Source organism: Lentzea sp. NPDC058436, from assembly GCF_042721515.1.
Classification (GTDB): Bacteria; Actinomycetota; Actinomycetes; order Mycobacteriales; family Pseudonocardiaceae; genus Lentzea.
This window is the reverse complement of the sequence record NZ_JBHXLF010000002.1, coordinates 761045-780344: the sequence shown is the minus strand read 5'-3', so window position 1 is coordinate 780344 and position 19300 is coordinate 761045. Positions and strand designations below refer to the sequence as shown.

General features: G+C 71.9%; 16 protein-coding genes. 9 read left to right on the top strand and 7 right to left on the bottom strand.

Annotated features, from left to right (window positions below; genetic code table 11):
- Positions 1 to 10: 10 nt before the first annotated feature.
- Positions 11 to 856, top strand: a complete 846-nt coding sequence (locus tag ACFWN2_RS11070) for an XRE family transcriptional regulator (protein WP_382426648.1) — start codon at positions 11 to 13, stop codon at positions 854 to 856.
- Here the strand turns inward: ACFWN2_RS11070 and ACFWN2_RS11065 are convergent.
- Together ACFWN2_RS11065 and ACFWN2_RS11060 are read right to left on the bottom strand one after the other, a co-directional pair.
- Positions 840 to 2048: an MFS transporter gene (locus ACFWN2_RS11065; RefSeq protein WP_382426646.1), complete on the bottom strand. Its 1209-nt coding sequence runs from the start codon at positions 2046 to 2048 to the stop codon at positions 840 to 842. The two genes, ACFWN2_RS11070 and ACFWN2_RS11065, sit on opposite strands and share 17 nt — an antisense overlap.
- 143 nt (positions 2049 to 2191) lie before the next feature.
- Positions 2192 to 3055, bottom strand: a complete 864-nt coding sequence (locus tag ACFWN2_RS11060) for a hypothetical protein (RefSeq protein WP_382426645.1) — start codon at positions 3053 to 3055, stop codon at positions 2192 to 2194.
- A 332-nt stretch (positions 3056 to 3387) separates the two neighbouring features.
- On the opposite strand from ACFWN2_RS11060, the gene ACFWN2_RS11055 reads away from it, so the two are divergent.
- Positions 3388 to 3789 carry a hypothetical protein gene (locus ACFWN2_RS11055; protein ID WP_382426643.1) on the top strand — a complete coding sequence of 134 codons (402 nt, stop codon included), beginning with the start codon at positions 3388 to 3390 and terminating at the stop codon, positions 3787 to 3789.
- Complete coding sequence (locus tag ACFWN2_RS11050) at positions 3786 to 4718, top strand: hypothetical protein (protein ID WP_382426641.1); 933 nt, start codon at positions 3786 to 3788, stop codon at positions 4716 to 4718. The genes ACFWN2_RS11055 and ACFWN2_RS11050 overlap by 4 nt, the downstream gene beginning before the upstream one ends.
- Here the strand turns inward: ACFWN2_RS11050 and ACFWN2_RS11045 are convergent.
- Positions 4703 to 7744, bottom strand: a complete 3042-nt coding sequence (locus ACFWN2_RS11045; RefSeq protein WP_382426639.1) for a CHAT domain-containing protein — start codon at positions 7742 to 7744, stop codon at positions 4703 to 4705. The genes ACFWN2_RS11050 and ACFWN2_RS11045 overlap by 16 nt on opposite strands.
- Positions 7745 to 7797: 53 nt before the next feature.
- Between ACFWN2_RS11045 and ACFWN2_RS11040 the strand changes: the two genes are divergently transcribed.
- Complete coding sequence (locus ACFWN2_RS11040; protein WP_382426637.1) at positions 7798 to 9531, top strand: hypothetical protein; 1734 nt, start codon at positions 7798 to 7800, stop codon at positions 9529 to 9531.
- On the opposite strand, the gene ACFWN2_RS11035 is transcribed toward ACFWN2_RS11040, so the two are convergent.
- Positions 9497 to 10480, bottom strand: coding sequence for a TDT family transporter (locus tag ACFWN2_RS11035; RefSeq protein WP_382426635.1), 984 nt, complete (start codon positions 10478 to 10480; stop codon positions 9497 to 9499). The genes ACFWN2_RS11040 and ACFWN2_RS11035 overlap by 35 nt on opposite strands.
- A gap of 109 nt (positions 10481 to 10589) precedes the next feature.
- Here ACFWN2_RS11035 and ACFWN2_RS11030 point away from each other — a divergent pair, with 109 nt between their 5' ends.
- A complete protein-coding gene (locus tag ACFWN2_RS11030; RefSeq protein ID WP_382426633.1) occupies positions 10590 to 11492 on the top strand; it encodes a LysR family transcriptional regulator in 903 nt (300 codons plus the stop codon).
- Positions 11493 to 11652: 160 nt separating this feature from the next.
- On the opposite strand, the gene ACFWN2_RS11025 is transcribed toward ACFWN2_RS11030, so the two are convergent.
- The 3 genes from ACFWN2_RS11025 to ACFWN2_RS11015 form a co-directional block, all read right to left on the bottom strand.
- Positions 11653 to 13752, bottom strand: coding sequence for a penicillin acylase family protein (locus ACFWN2_RS11025; RefSeq protein WP_382426631.1), 2100 nt, complete (start codon positions 13750 to 13752; stop codon positions 11653 to 11655).
- Between the two features lie 92 nt (positions 13753 to 13844).
- Positions 13845 to 16136, bottom strand: coding sequence for an FtsX-like permease family protein (locus tag ACFWN2_RS11020; RefSeq protein WP_382426629.1), 2292 nt, complete (start codon positions 16134 to 16136; stop codon positions 13845 to 13847).
- Complete coding sequence (locus tag ACFWN2_RS11015) at positions 16133 to 16825, bottom strand: ABC transporter ATP-binding protein (protein ID WP_382426627.1); 693 nt, start codon at positions 16823 to 16825, stop codon at positions 16133 to 16135. Before ACFWN2_RS11015 ends, ACFWN2_RS11020 begins: the two co-directional genes overlap by 4 nt.
- A gap of 102 nt (positions 16826 to 16927) precedes the next feature.
- On the opposite strand from ACFWN2_RS11015, the gene ACFWN2_RS11010 reads away from it, so the two are divergent.
- The 4 genes from ACFWN2_RS11010 to ACFWN2_RS10995 all read left to right on the top strand — a co-directional run bounded on the left by ACFWN2_RS11010 (position 16928) and on the right by ACFWN2_RS10995 (position 19298).
- Positions 16928 to 17749 carry a sensor histidine kinase gene (locus ACFWN2_RS11010; protein ID WP_382426625.1) on the top strand — a complete coding sequence of 274 codons (822 nt, stop codon included), beginning with the start codon at positions 16928 to 16930 and terminating at the stop codon, positions 17747 to 17749.
- Positions 17746 to 18402 carry a response regulator gene (locus ACFWN2_RS11005; RefSeq protein WP_382426624.1) on the top strand — a complete coding sequence of 219 codons (657 nt, stop codon included), beginning with the start codon at positions 17746 to 17748 and terminating at the stop codon, positions 18400 to 18402. Before ACFWN2_RS11010 ends, ACFWN2_RS11005 begins: the two co-directional genes overlap by 4 nt.
- Before the next feature lie 72 nt (positions 18403 to 18474).
- On the top strand, positions 18475 to 18795 hold the full coding sequence (locus tag ACFWN2_RS11000) for a hypothetical protein (RefSeq protein WP_382426622.1): 321 nt from the start codon (positions 18475 to 18477) through the stop codon (positions 18793 to 18795).
- Positions 18792 to 19298, top strand: coding sequence for a YceI family protein (locus ACFWN2_RS10995; RefSeq protein WP_382426621.1), 507 nt, complete (start codon positions 18792 to 18794; stop codon positions 19296 to 19298). The genes ACFWN2_RS11000 and ACFWN2_RS10995 overlap by 4 nt, the downstream gene beginning before the upstream one ends.
- Positions 19299 to 19300 lie beyond the last annotated feature (2 nt).

The following is a 19300-nucleotide window of genomic DNA, read 5'->3' as shown; positions in this document are numbered from 1 at the left end:
CGTGACCAGCGTGGACGAGTTCGCGCAGGCTCTCCGGACGGCGATCACGAATCGCGGTCTCGGTCTGGAGCGCCTGCGCGAGCACCTCTCGCAGAACGGCGTGTCCGTCTCGATGGCGACGCTGAGCTACTGGCAGACGGGCCGCAGCCGCCCGGAGCGGCAGAAGTCGCTGCAGGCCGTCGTCCACCTGGAGCACATCCTGCAGGTGCCGCCCGGTCACCTCTCCGAGCTCCTCGGGCCACCTCGGCCGCGTGGCCGCTGGCTGCGCAACGCCCCGGCGCCGATGTCCGCGTTCTGGCCGTCGCCGTCGCCCGTCGAGCAGGCGTTGCACGACCTCGACACCCAGTGGGACGACCAGCTGCTGCGGGTGAGCCAGCAGGACTTCGTGACGATCGGGGCCGACCGCACCGAGCGGGTCTTCCGGTCGCGGCAGGTGCTCTCGGCGTCGATGAGCGGGCCCGACCGGTGGGTCGTGATCATGCACCTCGACGACCACGACCGGCCGTTGCCGCAGGTCAACGCGTTGAAGAACTGCAAGGTCGGGCAGGTCGTCCAGGAACCGGCTGACGGGTTGCTGGTCGCGGAGCTGCTGTTCGAGAAGCCGTTGCGCAAGGGTGAGAGCGTCGTGATCGAGCACGAGCTCGTGAACCAGGCCCCGTGTCCGCCCGCGACGAACTACGAGCGCAAGTTCCGGCTGCCCACGCGGGAGTACGTGCTGGAGGTGACGTTCGAGGGCGACGCCCCTGCCGCCGTGGTGCAGCTCGCGGACGGGTCCGCCGTCGCTCCCGAGCGGACGTTGCTGGACGTGGCCCTGGACGTGCGCCCGGGAGTGCGCGGCTTCAGCTGGACCTGGTGAACCCCTTCGAGGACGGCACGAGCGCGGCCGCCGCGGGGGCGGCGAAGCAGATGAACGCGCAGGCTCCCAGCACGACGCCGCTGCCGAACTGGTCGATGGCCGGGGCCATGAAGGCGAGTCCGACCGGGGCGAGGCCGAAGGAGAGCAGGAAGTCGAGCGAGGAGACGCGGGCGAGCTTGCCCGGTTCGACCTCGCGCTGGACCGCGGTGAACCACGGAACGTTGAACAGCTCCATCCCGATGCCTCCCACGACGTACACGGCGATCAGCACGAGCGGGTGCACCGGCAGCAATAGCGCCAGCGGGACCAAGCCGTAGCAGGCCATCCCGGCCAACGCGGCCCATCCCGGCGTTCGCGGGCGCCAGCGGGCCATCAGCGCGGCTCCCGCCAGCGCGCCGAGGGTGTACGCGGTCGTGGCCGCCGCCAGCACCGCCTCCGTGCCGTAGCGGTCCCGGCTCACCACCGGCAGCAGGACGGCCGTGGCGGAGTAGCCCAGTGCGACCATGGAGGTCAGCGCGCCGAGGCCGGCGAGCAGCCACGGGTGCCTGCGGGCCTCGTTGAGGCCTTCCAGGAAGTCGGCCGTGAAGCTCGTCTTCCCGGTCTTCCGGTCCGGCGCGGGCCCGCCCTTGGGCGGCACGAACGCGGCGGCCAGCCAGAGCACGGCGGTGATGAGCAGCAGTGCCCTCGCGTCGGTCACGAGGGCCGCGAGGGCGGTGAGGCTCGGCGCGACCAGTGTCGTCACCCTGATGGAGAGGGTGGTCGCGGCGTTGGCCTGCTGCCGCTGGGACTCCGGCACCACCTCGGCCACCATGGCCTGGAACGCGGGCCTGCACCCACCCTGACCGGCACCGACGATCGCGGCCGCGACGGCCATCAGCAGCAACGACCTGCCCATGCCGAGCGCGATCACGGGGGTCATCAGCGCGCCGGTGAGGCACGACCAGAAGACGACGTTGCGGCGGGAGTGGCGGTCGGCGAGGACTCCGGCGACGGGGACCGCGACGAGGAAGCCGACGGTTCTGGTGGCGAGGACGACGCCGAGCTCCACGGCGGTGATCGAACGTTCGAGGACGGCCAGGCCGAGCACGAACGGCAGGGCCCACATCGCGAGCCCGGACGCGGTCGTGCCGGTCCACAGCCGCAGGAACGCGGTGTCGCGCAGGACAGATGGCGCCGTTGCTTTGTCCGTCACGAAGACCAAGGTCTCACTCCCGGAGGGCTCCTGACCACACCGAGATCACTATTCCCCGCGACAGCGAAACAGCACGACGGACGGCTGTTCCCCCGCGCCTTGAAGGGAACACCCGTCCGTCGTGCTGTGTCCGTTGTGGACGGTCAGCCGATCTTCTCGATCCGCGCGTTGCGGATGAGGAACTTGCCGGGCTCGCGGACCTGTTCGAAGGCCGCGTTGTTCAGCAGCGCGCAGCTGCCGGACACCGACGCCACCTTGACGGTCGTGGACTTGTTGTTGTCCAGGTTCGTGACCTTCAGCGTGGTGCCGACCGGGAACGTGCCGCTGGACGCGGCGGGCGCGCCGCCCTCACCGGACAGCGTCACGGTGGAGCCGTTGCAGACCTGCTGGCCGGTGGCGCCGTTGCCGGCGTTCTGGCCCGCGTCGGGCTGCTGGGCGGGCTGCGTGGGCTGGGCCTGGTTGCCGGGGTTGTTGCCGGCGTTGTTGTTGCCCTGGTTCGCATTGCCCTGGCCGGCGTTGGCCGCCCCGCCGTCACCCGCGCAGCCCGCCGCCTTGCGCCGCTGCTGGATGAGGTCGACCACGGCCTGCCGGTTCGCGATGCGGGCCTCGGACTGGGAGTCCGGGGCGGCCTTCTGCCCCGCGATGAAGCTCAGGTTGTTCTGCAGGGCCTTGTCCAGCCCGCCGCAGTCCTCACCGGACGTGGCGGCCTGCCCGGCTTCGGGCTTGGCCTGGACGTTGTTGCCGCACCCGGCCGCCGCACGTCGCTGGTTGATCAGGTTCACGACCTGCTGGCGGTTCTGGATGCGGGCGTCCGACTGGGCGTCGGGGTTGGCCTGCTGACCGGCGATGAAGTTCAGGTTGTTCTGCAGGGCGGTGTCCAGTCCGCCGCAGTCCTCAGCCGCGTTCGAGTTGGTGCCGCTGAAGGCGAAGATGCCACCGGCGACAGCAGCGATCGCCAGCACGGCACCCGCGCCGATCATGGCGGGCTTGCGGTGTCGAGCGCCCATTCTGTGTCTCCTCGGGGGGTCGGACGGTGTTGTACCGATGACTACGGGGAGGTCACGAACGGGGTTCAAAGCGAGGTCGATGTTGTTGGTTTTAAATGGTTTTAAGGTTTTCGAGTGGTGGTGATCTTGCTGGTCAGCGGCATTTTCCGGGGGTGGGGGGCCAGTTTTCGCGAACGGCGCTGGAATGGGCCGAACGGAGCGGCGAACGGAATCGACGTGAGGCCCGCGGCCTTCGGTGATACCGGTGGATCGAGTGGTCCTGTTCGTCCGCGGCTGCGTCGACCGGCCGAACTGCCTGCCTCACGAGCGCGTGGTCTGCCAGGATCAGCGGCATGGACGCGGGACACGCGCGGTACGGGTTCTTCCTGGACCCGCAAGCGCTTCCGGACGAGCGAACGGTGCTCCAGGTCAGCGACGCGGAGGTGCTGCCGGCCGAGGTCGCGCGGGCGCTGGAAGCCTTGTACCGCGCCGAGTCCGGCCTGGACCTGGTGACGATCACCGTGGGAGCGGAGCCGATCGGCGCGTGCACGCGGGCCTGGTTCGAGCGGCAGGCCGGGGAGCCATTGCACCGGCTGGGCGAAGGGGATCGCGCGGGGCAGCCCGGCGTTTCCCGGCAGTTCGAGTTGCTTCGTTTCGCCTGCGGTGAATGCGATCGCAGGGCTGTGCGGTTGATTTACGACGACCGGGATCTGCCGGAATGTTCCGAGCACGGGGTGATGGGGTTGCCGGAATGAAGTTCGAGCAGCTCGCCCGGCCGTTGAACGATGCCATGTCCGGCCGGTTCGTCCTGGTGAACTACCTGCCCACGGCGGCGGGGGCCGTGTGCGTGCTCGTCCTGGTGTGGGCGGGGGCTCCTGGGACGCGGCTGGACTTCGGGGCCGCCTGGCGGACCGCGGGCAGGGTCGGCGTCGGCGAGGTGTTCGTCCTCGTCCTCGCGGTGACGGTGCTTTCGCTGCTGGTGCAGCCCTTGCAGCTCGCGCTGGTGCGGCTGCTGGAGGGCACCTGGCCTCGATGGGTGGCGACGCCCTTCCGGTGGTGGCAGCGGAAACGACGTGCCCGGCTGGCTCGCGCGGCGGAGGTGTCGTCGGAGGAAGCGGCCGAGGTGCAGCGGGCAGGAGAGGCCGCTGTGGCTCTGTGGCAACGGTTTCCGCGTGACGCGCATCTGGTGCGACCCACTGCGCTCGGGAACGTGTTGACGGCCATGGAGGATCGGGCAGGGCGGGCGTACGGGCTCGACGCCGTCGTGGTGTGGCCGCGGTTGTACCCGGTGCTGGGCGAGCAGGTCAGGGCCGTGGTCGCGGACCGGCGTGACAGCCTGGACCTGGCGGCGCGGTTGTCGGTCACGCTCGCGCTGACGGCCGTGGTGAGCGCGGTGCTCGTGGTCAGGGCCGGGTGGTGGTTGTTGTTGCCGCTCGGGTTGCTGGTGGCGGCGCGGCTCGCCTATCGCGGGTGCGTGCAGGCGGCGGTGGCGTACGGCGAGGCCGTCGAGGCCGCGTTCGACCTGCACCGGTTCGACCTGTACGAGGCGCTGCACCTGCCGTTGCCCGCCGATGTCGAGGCGGAGAAGCAGGACAACCGGCGGCTGTCGGCGTTCTGGCGGCAGGGGCGGCCGGTGAGGTTCGAGTACCGGCACAAGACTCCTGAGGATCAGGGGCCCGAGTGAAACCACTGCGCCCAGCGCATCGGGTCGAACCGGTCCTGCGCGCGGGCCAGCAGAGTCGCCTCGTGCACGGCGAAGGCGGTCCGGGCGGGGTCGAGCGCTGAACCGCCGGTGAGCCGCGCGTACACCGCCGTGGTGAACGCCGCCGCCGACTGGTCCTCGACCGACCACAGGGTGCCCACGACGTGCCGGAAACCGGCGACCTGGAAGCCGGCCGCGACGTGCAGTGCCTCGTCGGGCACGTCGACCGCGCCCGCACCCGTGCGGCACGCGGACAGGAACGCCAGGTGCGCACCGCCCGGCACGGCGGCGATCGCGGCGAGGTCCAGCTTGCCGTCGTGCAGCACGATGCCGGTGTCTGCCGGGTCGGCGACGTTCTGCGTCGCGTGGCAGGCGAAGTGCACGACGTCATGGTCGGCGAGGGCGGCGGTCACGGCCGCAAGCGTCGCCTCAGATCCTCTCAGGACAGTCGCGGGCACCGCCCGTTGTACCGCATGGACCTCCTCGTCCACGCCGTGCAACGCAGGTAGTCCAACGGCTTCCGGCACCGCCACCACGAGAGCGGATCCGGCCGGGCGTTCGACACCGTCCCGTGCGAACATCCGCAGGCTGCCCGCGTACGACGAGACCACGCGGTCCAGCACCGACTCGCCGGCGTACGCGCCCGCCGCGTGCAACGGCAGCACGGACAGCAGACCCGTCGGGCTCCACCAGATCCGCGGCGGCAGCGGGGCCAGCGCGTCGAGCACGGGCGACGCTGTCGTCCGCCACAGCCAGTCGAGCGTCTCCCGCACCTGGTCGAGCAGCGTGACCTTCTCCGGCAACGGCAGCGGGCGGGTCTCCAGCCGCGCCTGGGCGCCGAGGAACACGTGGGCCTTCGCGGTGACGTCGGCGAAAGTCAGTTCCCGCAACGGAATCACCCGCACGCCGGCGGAGCTGACCACCAGCGCGTCGCAGCGGTACCGGCTGACGTTGACCACGACGACGGTCCGCTCCCCCACGTCGAGGAACGCCTCCCCTCCGCCCGACAGCAGCAGGCGACTGCGCTCCAGCAGTTCGAGGGCCCGTTCCGGTTTGCCCGCCGACAGCGCCCACGCCGCGGCGTCGTTGCCCAGCGACTGCCACGAGCCCAGCAGGTGTTCGTGGTCGGCGCGCGCCATGCCGTCCGCCAGGAGCGCGGGCAGCAGGTCGACCACGCCGCCGAACCCGGCCAGCGCCGCCTCCGCGTCCCCCGTCTCCGCGCCGATCCCGCCCAGGCGCATCGCCGACGCGGTCCGCTCACCGACCGGCGCCGGAGTGTGGGCGACGGCGGCGCGCAGGGCCGTCACGGCGTCGGCGCGATCTCGCAGGTGGTGGGTGCGGGCGAACCTGTCCAGCAACGCCGAGGCCAGGCTTCCCAGCACCCAGGCGCGTTCGGGAGAGCCCGGTGCGCAGCGGTCCAGCGCTTCCCGTTGCACCCGCACAGCATCGTTCAGCACGGCCGGGTCGTTGCGGCGCTCGGCGTTCACCCTCAGGGCCTCGCCCAGGTTGCACAGCCGGACGACCTTGCGCGGCTGGTCGTCCGGCGTTCCGTCCGCCACCGCGCGCAGGACCTCGACGGCCTCCTCCAGATCACCGGCCTTGCCTCGCCGGACGAGCGCCAGCGCGAGTCCCTCGCCGTGATCCGCGTCCCTCAGCACGTCGATCGCCTCGTCCGCGCTCGCCGGGCCGTCGAACGCCAGTGCGGCGGCCAGGTTAGACCGCCACGACGGCAGGCTCGGGTAGTCGCCGTCCGCGCGAGCCGTGACATCTCGCAGGTGCCGCAACGACTCCGCGAGATCACTCGGACCCCTGCGGTGCTCGAACCGGCGCAGCAGGGCGAGGGCCAGCGTCGCCCGCACGGTCAGGTCGTCCCCCAGGCCGTCCGCCTCACGGGCGAGCGAGACCGCGTCGTCCAGGTCCGCCGGGGCACCTCTCTCCTCGAACCGGGTGCCCAGCGCGCTGCTCAGCACCATCAGCGCCCGCGCCCGCCACGGCCCCCGGACGTCCTCGGAACGCAGCAACTCGATCGCCTCGTCCCCGTGGCCCGCGATGCGCAGGACGTCGGCCAGCGCGACGAGGTGCAGGGACCGGTCCGGGTGCACTGCAGGCATCTTGGTGATGATCGCCCGCCGCACGCCGAGCACCTTCAGAGGCGCGCGGGACGGCAGCACGCCCACGTACCGCACGAGCATCTCCAGCCCGGGGTCCGCCGTCACCTCCATCGCCCTGGTCAGCACGTCGTACAGCTCGTCGGACTCCGGCAGCGTCCTGCTGAGCGCGAGGAGGTACGAGGGCAGGCCGGGATCGTCCTCCGCCGTCCGGGAAACCAACGCGCGCAACAGTTCCGCGGCCTCGCCGGGTGCCGTCGCCGCGTCGCGGGCGGCCAGCACAGCGCCGAGCGCGTGGATCCTGCCGTCGCGCCGCGGGTCGTCCTCCGCCGTCTGCCCGAGCGCGCGGCGGGCGGCGGCGACCGCCTCCTCCAGCACCCACACCTGGTCCGGCCGGGCGACGTAGCGCCGGTACATCACCTCGGCGAACGCGTCGAGCAGCCGCGGGTCGGGCAGCACGGTGATCCGGGCGCGCAGGTAGTCCGTGGCGGACACCAGTTCCTCGACGTCACCGGACTGGTCGAACCTCGTGGCGACGTGACGCGCCCACGCGGCGGCGACGTCCACGGTGTCGAGCCCGACCCGTTGCTTCCCGACCTGGACGGCCACGGTGATCTGGCCGGGATCGTCGAACCCGATGGCCTGCGACAGCGACAGGCTGTGCATGTAGTCGCCCTCGCACAACCCCTTGGGCAACGCGGTGTACCTGCACCAGTGCGCCAACGCGGCGAACGCGACGGCCTCGCGGTCGAGCACCTCGAACCCGTCCGCACCCGGCCTCAACGCGGCCCGCACCACCGCCTGGGAGTCCTCCAGCGCGGCGTCGTCCAGCAAAGGCACCGGATCACCGCCCGACGTGAACCACCAGAGCCGTTCCACCAGTCGCGACAACGGGTCCACGAGTCTCCCCCGATCGGCACCTCCGCACGCACGAGAGCTGGTTGCATGATCCCATGCCGCGGGAACTGGAGCACTGGCGCGCGAAGGTGGAGGAAGCCGGACTGGGCTTCGCCGACGACCCGATCACGCTGGCCTTGACGCTGGCGCTGCCCGCGCTGTTCCCGGTGCGCGACAGGCGATCCGCGGAGGCGCTGCTCAGCGCGTTGCCGGGGTTCGGGGCCGGGCTGTACGACATCGGCCGCACGGCGGACCTGCTGACCGCGCCGCAGGGACTCGGCACCGCACCTCACGACCCCGTCCACACCGCCGACGTACCCACCCCGCTCGTCCCAGCCGACGAGCTCGTGCAGGAAGCGCTGGCCGCCTACGGCGAACCCGACAGGGGCGCCGACGTGCTGGCCGACGCCCTGCGCGCCGTCGCCGCACCCGACCGTCCGCACGCGGTGGCCGCGCTGTGCCGGCTGTCCGGCGGAACGGGCGTCGCCGCGCAGGCCGCCGATCTGGCGCTGTCACGGGCTTTGACGGACCACCCGGACGACTACGCGATCGCACTGGCGCAGGCGGTGGGGCTGGTCGCCGACCCGAATCAGATCCTCGACCTGCTGCACGACCGCTTTCCGGCGTTGAGCCGCGAGGTCGCCGTCGACGCCTACCTCCGTCTGCCCCGCCACGACTCACGTCTGGGGCCGCCCCTCGCCCAGATCGCGCTGGAGAAGGCGAACCGCGCCGCTTCCGGACCGGCGGGCGCGCGCAGCGCCGTGCTGGACCTCGACCTCGCCCTGATGCTGTCCGGCAGCGAGCAGGTGGAGGAGGCCGCCGAACTCGCCCACCTCGCCGTGGAGAACGCCACGACACCGGACTTGCGGGCTCGCGCGCTCGTCGTGCTCGCCCGGACCACGGCCCGGCTCGGCCACGACTGGTACGCGCGCGAGAAGGCGGAGGAGGCCGTGGCCCTCGCGCGTCCGCTCGGCGACGACGGGCTGCTCTTCGAGGCGCTGCAGACGGTCGTGTCGCGCAACATCGCCGTGCAGAACCCTCGTGCGGTGGCCGCGTCGCTGGAAACCCTTGAGCTGTCCAGGAAATTCGGTCCGGCAGACCAGGCGGTCGCGCTGAGCCTCGCCTGCACGGCACACACCGGAGCGAGAGCGGCCGAGTTCGCCGCCGAGGCCGTGGACCTGCTCCGCGACCTGGCCGACCTCGATCCCGTCCAGTACCGGAAGCTCTACATCGCCGCCCTCGACACGCACGCCACCGCGTTGAGCGACCTGGGCGAGGACGGGTTCGAGGTCGGACAGCAGGCGTTGCTGCTGATCCAGGACCTGCACCGGCACGATCCCGCCACGCACGGCCCGCAGTACGCCCAGGTGCTGCTGAACTTCTCCAACCGGCTGTCCCAGCGCGGTGACCACCTCAACGCGCTGGAGGGCTACCGCATCGCGACCAAGGTGTTCCACGACCTCGTCCAGGAGTCACCGCGGCCCTACGCCGCCCGCTGCGCCACGGCGACCTGGCTGATGGCCACCTGCTTCGCCCGGCTCGACCGCTGGAGCGAGGCCGAGACCGCGATCAGGGGCACGCTCACGCTCCAGCGCGCGTGCGTCGGCGAGTCCCAGCCCTGGGTCATCCCCGACCTGCTGGACTCGCTGGAGTTCCTCAAGTTCTGCCTGTCCCGCGCCAAGAAGTTCGCGGAACTTCCCGCTCTGGAGAAGGAACAGCAGTTCCTGCGGCACGTCCACGCGCGCTTCCGGACGATCAGCGGGCCAGGAGCGTCCGAACGGCCACGGTGATCCACGCGGCCACCAGCGCGCCGTACAGCGCCACCGCGACCGCGGAGAACAGCGCCGACGGAACCCGGACCGCCAGCGCGCTGGTGCCGGTCACCAGGGTGCCGAGCGGGAAGACGAAGCTCCACCACGTCAACGCGAACGGCAGCCCGCGCCGGGCGGTCCGCACGGTCACCGCGGCCGCCAGCGCCACCCACAGCAGCGCGAACCCCCACGTGATCGTCCCGTACAGCACGCCGAACGCGGCCTGGCCTGGCAGCACGGGCACACCGGCCAGCAGGTTCGCGGCCGTGATCGACTGGCCCAGCGGGCCGAGCACGATCCACAGCGTCGGCACGGTCGAGGCCGCGCCCAGTCCGTGCTGCACCAGCCGTTGCCAGATCTGCGGCACGATCACCATCGTCGCGAACAGGCTGACGCCGAACAGCGCGTAGCACCCGAGCACGAGGGCCTGCCGGAAAGCCCCGTCCTGCACGTGTTGCGCCAGAAGGGCTCCAGAGGCGGCGGACACCATCGGCGGCACCACGGGCATAAGCCACCCGGCGAACGCGCGTTCACCGCTGCCGATCATCCGCAACGGCACGAGCACCGACGTCGCCAGCCCGAGCAGCGTGCCGGCCGTCCACAGCGTCCAGTCGAGCGCGAGGGCGGCGGGCAGCCCGATCCAGTCCTTGCCGAGCAGCAACGCGCCGGTACCGACGGTCATGAGCGCCATCGGCGGCGCGCCCCAGAACTGGGCCATCACGGGGTCAGCGAGCTGCGCCCGGACCGTCGACCACGTCCAGCGCCTCAGTGCCGCGACGAGGAGGACGACGAGCAGTGCGGCGTCCAGCGCCCAGACGTACGTGGCGGCGGTGCGCAGGCCGGGCATCGACGCCCCGGCCGTCGCGACGATCCCCGTACCCATCACCGAGGCGAAGAGGTTCGGGCCGAAGGGCGCCGCTCGTCGCACCTCTGGGGCACGGTGTGGTCGAGGTGCGAGAGCGGTCACGACATGACACTCCTCGTGCCCGGGAAGATCCGGTAGGCGGCGATCGCCGATGTGCACATAGGCTGTCCCTATGCCTCTGTCGTCCAGGGTCACCGACCTGACCAGCTTCGACCTCCTGCTGAGCGTCGCCGAGCTGGGCAGCATCGGCCGGGCGGCGCAGGCGCACGGCATGTCCCAGCCCAGTGCCAGCGAACGCCTCAGGACGCTGGAGGGCCGCGTCGGCGTGACGTTGCTCGAACGCACCCCGCGCGGCGCCCGGCTCACCACGGCGGGCCAGCTCGTGGCCGGGTGGGCGGCACAGGTGCTGGCGCGGGCGGCCGACCTGGACGCCGGCATCACGAGCCTGCGCGCGGACCGGCAGAGCCACCTCAGGATCGCCGCGAGCCTCACCGTGGCCGAGTACCTGCTGCCCGCGTGGCTGATCGCGCTGCGGTCCGTCAGCCCGGACACCGCGACGGTGCTGTCGGCGGGCAACTCGGTGCACGTCGCCGAGCAGGTGCTGGCGGGCAAGGCCGACCTCGGGTTCGTCGAGAGCACCGACGCGCCCGCGGGCCTCGCGAGCCGGGTGGTCGCGCACGACGAACTGGTGCTCGTCGTCGCTCCAGGCCACCCCTGGGCCAGGCGCCGCAAGGTCACCGCCGCGAAGGCGGCCGCGACCCCGCTGGTCAGCAGGGAACCCGGTTCGGGCACGCGACAGGCCTGGGAGCACGCGCTGCTGGCCGCCGGCATCACCGAGTCCGCCGGTCCGTTGCTGGAGATGTCGTCGACCACGGCGATCAAGGCGGCCGCGATCGGCGGCATCGGTCCCGCGGTGCTCAGCCTGCACACCGTGGCCGCGGACGTCGCCGCCCGCACGCTGGTGAGGGTCGAGGTCGGTGACGTCGACCTCCACAGGGCGCTGCGGGCGGTCTGGCCGTCCGGCGGGACGTTGCGGGGACCTGCCGCCGATCTGCTGACCATCGCCACCCGGTAGTGGTGTGGCTCGCAACGTCGGCGGCGTGATCCACGCTCAGCAGGGCGCCTCGCGGCACCGCCCCCACGCCCCCATACGGTCAAGTATGAGGACGTGGGGGCGGCACCACGATGCACCCGTCTGACCGCGAATTCCACCGGCAACGTTGCGAGCCACACCACTAGCGGAGGCGGCGCACCACCAGGTCGGCGTTGCGCGTGATCTCCCGTTCGGTGAACTCGCCCTTCACCCACTGCTTCTGCGCGTACAGGCGCGCCTGGTCGGGGTGGTGCGGCGACGCCGGATCTGCGGACTGGCCGTAGACCAGCACCGAACTCATCCGCGGCCCGTCCCGCGTCAGCTCCACGGCCATCACGAAGCTGGTGCCGTGTGGGATCTCCGGCGTGACTCCCGGCCGGGGCGGGCCGGGCACCGAGATGACGTTGAAGCAGCCTTCCGGGCCGCGGCAGCCGTGGATCGGCACGTCCTCGTACCGCTGCACGGCGTCGAGCGGCACGTCGACCGCGACTCCGGCCGCCGCGAACACCTTGACGGTGTCGGCGAACGCCCGCTGCACGCCGGGATCGGCAGCGTTGATGCCACGAGGGGTGTGGACGGGGTCGGCCGGGTCGAACGGCACCTGCCACAACAGCGCGCTCCCCGGCCGTCCGGCGAGGACGAGGAACGAACGCCAGAAGTACGCGCCTCGGCCGCGTTCGCCGGTGTCACCTGTTCCGGACCAGGTCGCCAGGGCCGAGCACGCCGCGCGGACGTCGACCTGGCTGCCGTCCCCGGCGGGCAACACCGGGTTGGCCTCGCACATCGCTACCACCGCCGCACGTCCCTGCTCGGCGGTGAGGTTGCGGTTGCCGAACATCGCTGATTCCAAAGTGGACAACGAGAACCTGTTGTCCCCGATCATGTCCAGCCCGAGGCGGGTGCGCGGAGAGCGTTCGGTGCCGACGTCGCCGACGATGGACGGGTACCCGGTCAGCGGTGCGGCGGGGTTCGTGAGCCACGGGCTGTCGTTCATGTTGCTGACGTGGTCGCGGCGGATCAGCGTGGGCAACCGCTTCGGGCCGAACCTGCCCGGTGTCACGGCGTCGGGATCGCTACCCCAGCCGCAGTCCGACCGGCTGCCGTCGAGGACGACCAGGCCGATGGGCGCGCTGACACCGCACCGGGCGCGCTGCTCGTCGGTGACGTGCGGAACGACCTGGACGTCGCTGTAGTAGGCGGTGCCGGTGGAGTCCGAGGCGAGCGTGTTGACCCACGGCAACGCCTGGTGGCGCACGAGGGCTTGGTACAGGTCGGGGACGCTGCGGGCGCGGGCGACGGCGAGCCACTGGTCGACGACCCGCAGGTTGCCCTGGTTGGCGTCGCGCAGCACGAACGCCGTGCTGTCCGTCCACTGCAGAGCGCGGTCGTCCTCGACCACCGGGCCGTCCGGGGTGCGGTAGAGGGTTCTCGTGGTGCCGCCGGCGGTGACCTGCTCGGCGATCATGCGGTGCGGTTTGCCGTCCACGAGGTAGCTGGTCGGGTCGCCGGGGACGAGCGTGAGCCGGGAGAGCGTCATCGTCTGCGCCTCGGACGCCGTGTGGGTCCAGCCGAGCCGGTCGTTGTGGCCGATGTTGACCAGCGGCACGCCGTACAGGCCCGCGCCGCTGACGTTCAGCTCGCCGGGGATCGTGAGGTGGTGCTGGTAGAAGCGCCAGGTGTCGGCCCAGTCGAAGTGCGGGTTGCCCAGCACCATCCCGCCGCCGGTCGTGGCGTCACGGCCGAGCGCGATGCCGTTGCTGCCGGGGCGTTCCCGCTCGGCCCGTGCCGGTGCGGTGATCGCGGTGCCCGGCGGCTGGGCCGAGACGAGCTGCTCCTGGAACTGCTCGCTGCCGGTCAGGCCCGCCACCTGGTGCACGCGCCGCCACACGTCGATCTCGGTGATCGGCCTCGCCCACTGAGCACAGGCCTCGGGCAGGCCGTTCTGGGCGAGGTAGCGGTTGAACCCGGCCACGTAACCGCGCACGAGGTCGCGAGCCTGCTTCGACGGGCCGCGTCCGAGCTCGCGTTCGACGACGCCGGACTGGTTGAGCCGCCGGTAGTACAGGTCACCGGCCTGGTTCTCGGGCCCGAACCAGCGGGAGCGCTCCGCGGCCAGCGTCACGACGATCTCCGCCATGACACAGGCGTTGTCCTCGGCGAACGCGTAGCCGAGCCCCTTCCCGGCGCCCTCGTAGTCGTGGGCGAGCACGTGCGGAATGCCGTACGAGGTCCGTCTGATCACCGTGCCGCCGTCGGCGACAGCGGGCGGGCTGCTTGTCAGAACTCCTGCGATCACAAGCGACAACGCCATCAACCGGCGCATCTTGGTTCCCCCTATTCGTTGTGCAGAACAGTCGCGATCGAGAGACGCGCCGCTCCCCTGGCGGGCGCGACCGCGCCCAGCACGGCGATGGCGACGCCGGAGAGGGCCAGCAGCGCGAGCTGCGGCGCGTGGTAGACGTTCATGAGGATGTCGACGGCGTCGGACTGGCCCGCGGCCGCCATCAGCGGCACGACGATCTGGTGCGCGGCGATGCCCACCGGCACGCCGATCACCCCGCCGAGCACGCCCAGCCCTCCCATGGACGTCACGAGCAGCACGGTGACCTGACGCGGGGTCATGCCGATCGACTTGAGCATGCCGAGGTCGCGGCGGCGTTCGCGGGCGTTGAGGACGACCGTGTTGAACACGCCGAGTGCCGCGACCGCGCCCAGCACCAGCGTCAGCACGACCGAGGCGCTGATGATGATCACGGCGGTGGACGACGTGCCGTCGCGCGGCGGCAGGATGCGCAGTCCCGGATCGCGGGCCTCGACGGCCGCGGTGAACGCGTCTCGGCCGGCCGTCGTCTGCACGACGTAGGAACTGGCGCGCGCACCGGGAGCGAGAACGTCCATTGTGGACCAGTCGGCGAAGATCTCGTCGGCGTTGTTGGTCAGCACGACCCCGACGATCCTCATCTGCGTCCGGTGTCCCCCGGCCTGCACGGTGATCGTGTCGTTCACCGCGAACCCGCGCTGGTTCAGGAACCTCGACGGCACCGCGACCTGGCCGGGCCCGTCTGGCCAGTGCCCGCTCAGCACGCGCGGCCGGAACACCGCGTCACCGCGGTGGAGGTGGATCGTGGTCTCCTGGGTGCCGCCCGCGACCTCCGCGTCGATCCGGGTGGTCGCCAGCACCGCCTCGACACCGGGCAGTGCGCGCAGCATCGCCTCGGCCTCGGCGTCGCCCAGCCTGGGCTCCGGGTGGTCCTCCCCCGGCAGGCGCATCGGCGGAGCGCCCGCGGGTGGTCCGGCCAGCAGTTCGAAGTTGCCGGTCGTGGTGTAGTCGGGGCGGACCGCCTCGTTGTACGCCGACACCGACGTGGTGAGGCCGGTCGCGAGCGTCACGACCATGACGCCCAGCGCGACCGAGGCCAGCGTCAGCGCGCTGCGGCCGACGCGGGCGAACGGCATCCCGAGGCCGAGGCTGACCGAGCGCGGCAACCGCGTGCCGCTCAGCCATCGCTGGATCCGCAACGCCCGCCCGGTGTGCGCGGTGGTGCCCGCGCTGATCGCCTGTGCCGCGGGAAGTCCGCGTGCGCGCAGGGCCGGGACGAGCGCCGCCGACACCACCAGGAGCGGCATGCCCAGTGCCGCCACGAGGTTCACCCACGGCGCGAAGCTCAACTGGTCGACGCCGAACCCCTCGACGGCGTCCTGCACGACCGGCTTCGCGAAGAGGTTGCCGGCGGTCGTGCCCAGCAGACAGCCCACGACCGCCGGGATCGACACCATCACCAGGTAGACGGCCATGACCTGGTCCGGGGTGAAGCCGATCGCCTTGAGCATCCCGATGTGCCGCAGCCCCGCGACGACCGCGCCGCTCACGACGTTGGCGACGATCAGGACCGCGACGACGAGGCCGAGGATCCCGAAGATCATCAGGAACGGGATGAACACGCCCAGCTCGGACGTCGCCTTGTCCTTGACCGTGAGGTGCGAGAGCGTGCCGAGCAGCCCGTCCCGCGGCAGGGTCGCGGTGAACGCCGTGACGCCCGCCGCCGTGGCGTCGTCCAGCCGGTAGAGCACCTGCAGCGCGTTCGGGCGCAGGGCCTCGACCTGCTCGGGCGTGACCCAGGCGTCGGCGGAGCCCGTGACCGAGCGGGCGAACCCGACGACGGTCAGCGCGGGGAGCCCCGGGAGTTCCAGCCGGAAGCCCACGTCGATGCGGCCTTCGACGTCCGGCGTGCGGTTGAGCACGATCTCGCCGGGTTCGGTGGCCCAGCGCCCCTTCCACACCGAGAGCCGGTCGACCCGGCCACCGGGATCGGCGCGTCCGACGACGGTGAGCGCGCCCAGGTAGACGTTGGAGTCCGCAGTGTCCACTGTGGCCTGCCGGAACGGCCCGGCGGACACCCCGCTCGCCAGCTCGGCCTCGTTCACCTTCTCCGGGTCGAACTCGGCGGCGAGGTGCGCGCCCTGCTGCGCGGCGAAGGCCCGGTCGAACGGCGCGGCCGCCGCCTCCAGCAGGCCCAGCGCCATCACGAGCGTCGCACTGGCCGCGCACACGACGAGGCCGATGACGATCGTCTGGAGCTTCCGGCGCCGGACCGCCGCCCACGACGCCGACCACACCGCGTTCATGCCCGCTCCAAGCTGTTCTCGCGGGCGATCCGGCCGTCCACGACCTCGATCAACCGGGTGGCGCAGCGGGTGGCGAGGCGTTCGTCGTGCGTGACGAGCAGAAGCGTCTGGCCGATCTGGTTGAGGTCCAGCAGGAGGTCCATGACCTGCTCGCCGGATTTGCTGTCGAGCGCGCCGGTCGGTTCGTCGGCGAGCAGCAGCGCGGGTCGGTTCATCAACGCCCGTGCCACCGCGACGCGCTGCCGTTCCCCGCCGCTGAGCTGCGCCGGGTGGACGTTGCGGCGGCTGGAGATGCCGAGCTCTCCGAACAGCTCCAGCGCGCGGGCGCGGGCCTGTCCCGGCTTCGTGCCGGTGAGCTGGGCGGCGAGGGCGACGTTGTCGAGCGCCGACAGGTCGTCCAGCAGGTTGAAGAACTGGAAGATCATGCCGATGCCCCGCCGGCGGAACAGCGCCAGTCCGGTCTCGCTCAGCGCCCCCAGCGCGGTGCCGTGCACGACGACCTCGCCCGACGTCGGGCGGTCGAGGCCCGCGATCATGTTGAGCAGCGTGGACTTGCCGCTGCCGGACGGCCCCATCACCGCGACGGCCTCCCCGGCGCGGACGGTGAGCGACACCCCGTCCAGCGCGACCGAGTCGCTGTACTCCTTGCGCACGTTCGTCAGTTCGACGACTGCGTCTGCGTTCTGCATGGCGGCAATACTGCTGAGCGCCGTGGTCGCGGGCGTCAGCCTGCGGAGGTAACTCGCCGGACCGGGTCATCCCAGGGGTGTAGTGACTGCATCCGGGGTGTGATGCGCGCCTGGTCGCCGCTCTGGGACAGTGACGGGGTGTGGGAGCTGGTGGTGGCCGTCGCCGCCTGCCTGGCCGCCGCGTACTTCGCGGTGCGGCTGGCCGCGGCGCGACGCGCGTACACCCGTGCGGTCGAGGAACGAGGCTGGTTGCTGGAGCGGGAACGGGAGACCGCCGCCCGCGGTGCCGTCGACGCCGAACGGGCCAGGATCGCGCGGGAGCTGCACGACATCGTGAGCCACAACGTGAGCGTGATGGTGGTGCAGGCGGGGGCCGCCCGGCGGGTGCTGTCCTCCGCCGCCGAGGACGCGACCGACGCCTTGCTGGCCGTGGAGAACGCGGGCCGCGACACGATGACCGAGCTGCGGCACATGCTCGGCCTGCTCGCGCCGTCGGCCGACAGCGACGACCTGCTGGCGCCGCAACCGGGTCTGAGCCGGCTGAGCTCGTTGGTCGACCGCATGTGCTTCGCGGGACTGCCGGTGGAGGTGCGGATCTCCGGTGAGCCGCGCCCGTTGCCGTCCGGTGTGGACCTGACGGCGTACCGGATCGTGCAGGAGGCGCTGACGAACGCGTTGAAGCACGGCGACGGGCGGCAGGCGGAGGTGACGGTGCGGTACGCGGAACACCACCTGCGCGTCGAGGTGCTCAACTCCGGGCCCAGCGCACTGTCCGGTGACGCTGTGTCCTTTGAGGACGGACGAGGGCGGGGTCTGCTCGGCTTGCGCGAGCGCGTGGCGGTGCTGGGCGGCGACCTGGACGCACGGCGACGACTCGGCGGCGGGTTCCGCGTCCGGGCGAAGATCCCGATCGGGCAGCCGTGAGCGGGCCGCGCGTGGTGATCGCGGACGACCAGGCGTTCGTGCGCATCGGGTTCCGGATGATCCTCAGGTCGGGCGGTGTCGAGGTCGTCGGCGAGGCGGCGGACGGCGCGGAGGCCGTGACGGCCGTGCGCGACCTGCGGCCGGACGTGGTGCTGATGGACATCCGCATGCCGGGGATGGACGGGCTGGAGGCGTGCCGGCGGATCGTGCGGGAGCCGGGTGGGACCCGCGTGCTGATGCTGACGACGTTCGACCTGGACCGGTACGTGTACGAGGCGCTCACGGCGGGGGCGAGCGGTTTCCTGCTCAAGGACGTCACACCGGAGCACCTCGTCGCGGCCGTGCGGCTGATCGAGACCGGTGACGCCCTGCTCGCCCCGTCGATCACCCGCCGGCTCGTGGAACGGTTCGCGTCCGGCGTCTCCGCGCCCGCGGTGCACAGGGACCTGGCCGCGCTGACCCCGCGGGAGCGCGAGGTCCTGACGCTGGTCGGGAGTGGACGGTCGAACTCCGAGATCGCCTCCCACCTGACGTTGAGCGAGGCGACGGTCAAGACGCACGTCGCCCGCATCTTCGCGAAGCTGGAGCTGCGCGACCGCGCCCAGGCCGTCGTCCTCGCCTACGAGACCGGTCTGGTGACACCCGGCGCGTGACCTCCGTGGTGGCACGGATCCGCCCGGCGGCCCTGGTGGCGAGACTCGGTGCACCAACCCGAGGAGGCGACCATGTACGCGCAGCTCACCTACTTCGACGGACCTCGCGGACCGGAACTGCTGGCCGCCGCGGACTTCGCGGCCAGGGAACGGATCGAGCCCGTCGCCCGGGCGGTGCCGGGCACCATCAGGACCTACGTGCTGAGGAAGGCCGACGGCTCCGAGATCGTGCTGACGATCGCCGAGTCCGAACAGGCGCTCGCGGACGTCGAGACCGCGATCATGGGCACGCACCTGCTGCCCGGCGAGGACGTGGCACTGCTGCCGGGAGCGGACCGGACCGAGATCTACCCGGTCCTGACCGTCGTCGAGCACACCGGGGCGCGGTCATGACCGCCACGCGCACGCTCACCGCCGGCGTCTGGCATGCGGACGTGAGCCGCAGCACCGCGTCGTTCGAGGTCAGCAACCTGGGACGCAGGGCCCGTGGCACCGTGCCCGTCACCGCGGGCACCGTCGAGATCGGCGCGGACGGCGCGTTGCTGGCCGTGCACGGCACCCTCGACCTGGGCGCGATCGACACCGGGATCACCCGGCGCGACCTGGACCTGCGCAAACCGGGCCTGCTCGACCTCGACCGGCACCCCACCATGAGGTTCACCGCCTTGTCCGCGCAGGCGGCCGGCTCCGGCTGGCACGTGACCGGCAGACTCACCGCCCGGGGTGCCGCAACCGAGTTGGACGGCGAGGTCTCGCTGTCCTCTGTGGACGGAGCGGAGGCGGTGCTGACCGCGACCACGCGGCTGGACCGGCGGACGCTGGGCATCCGCGCGCCGCGGTTCCTGATCGGCCGGTACGTCGACATCACCGTGACCGCGGTGATCCGGCCGGCGTGACC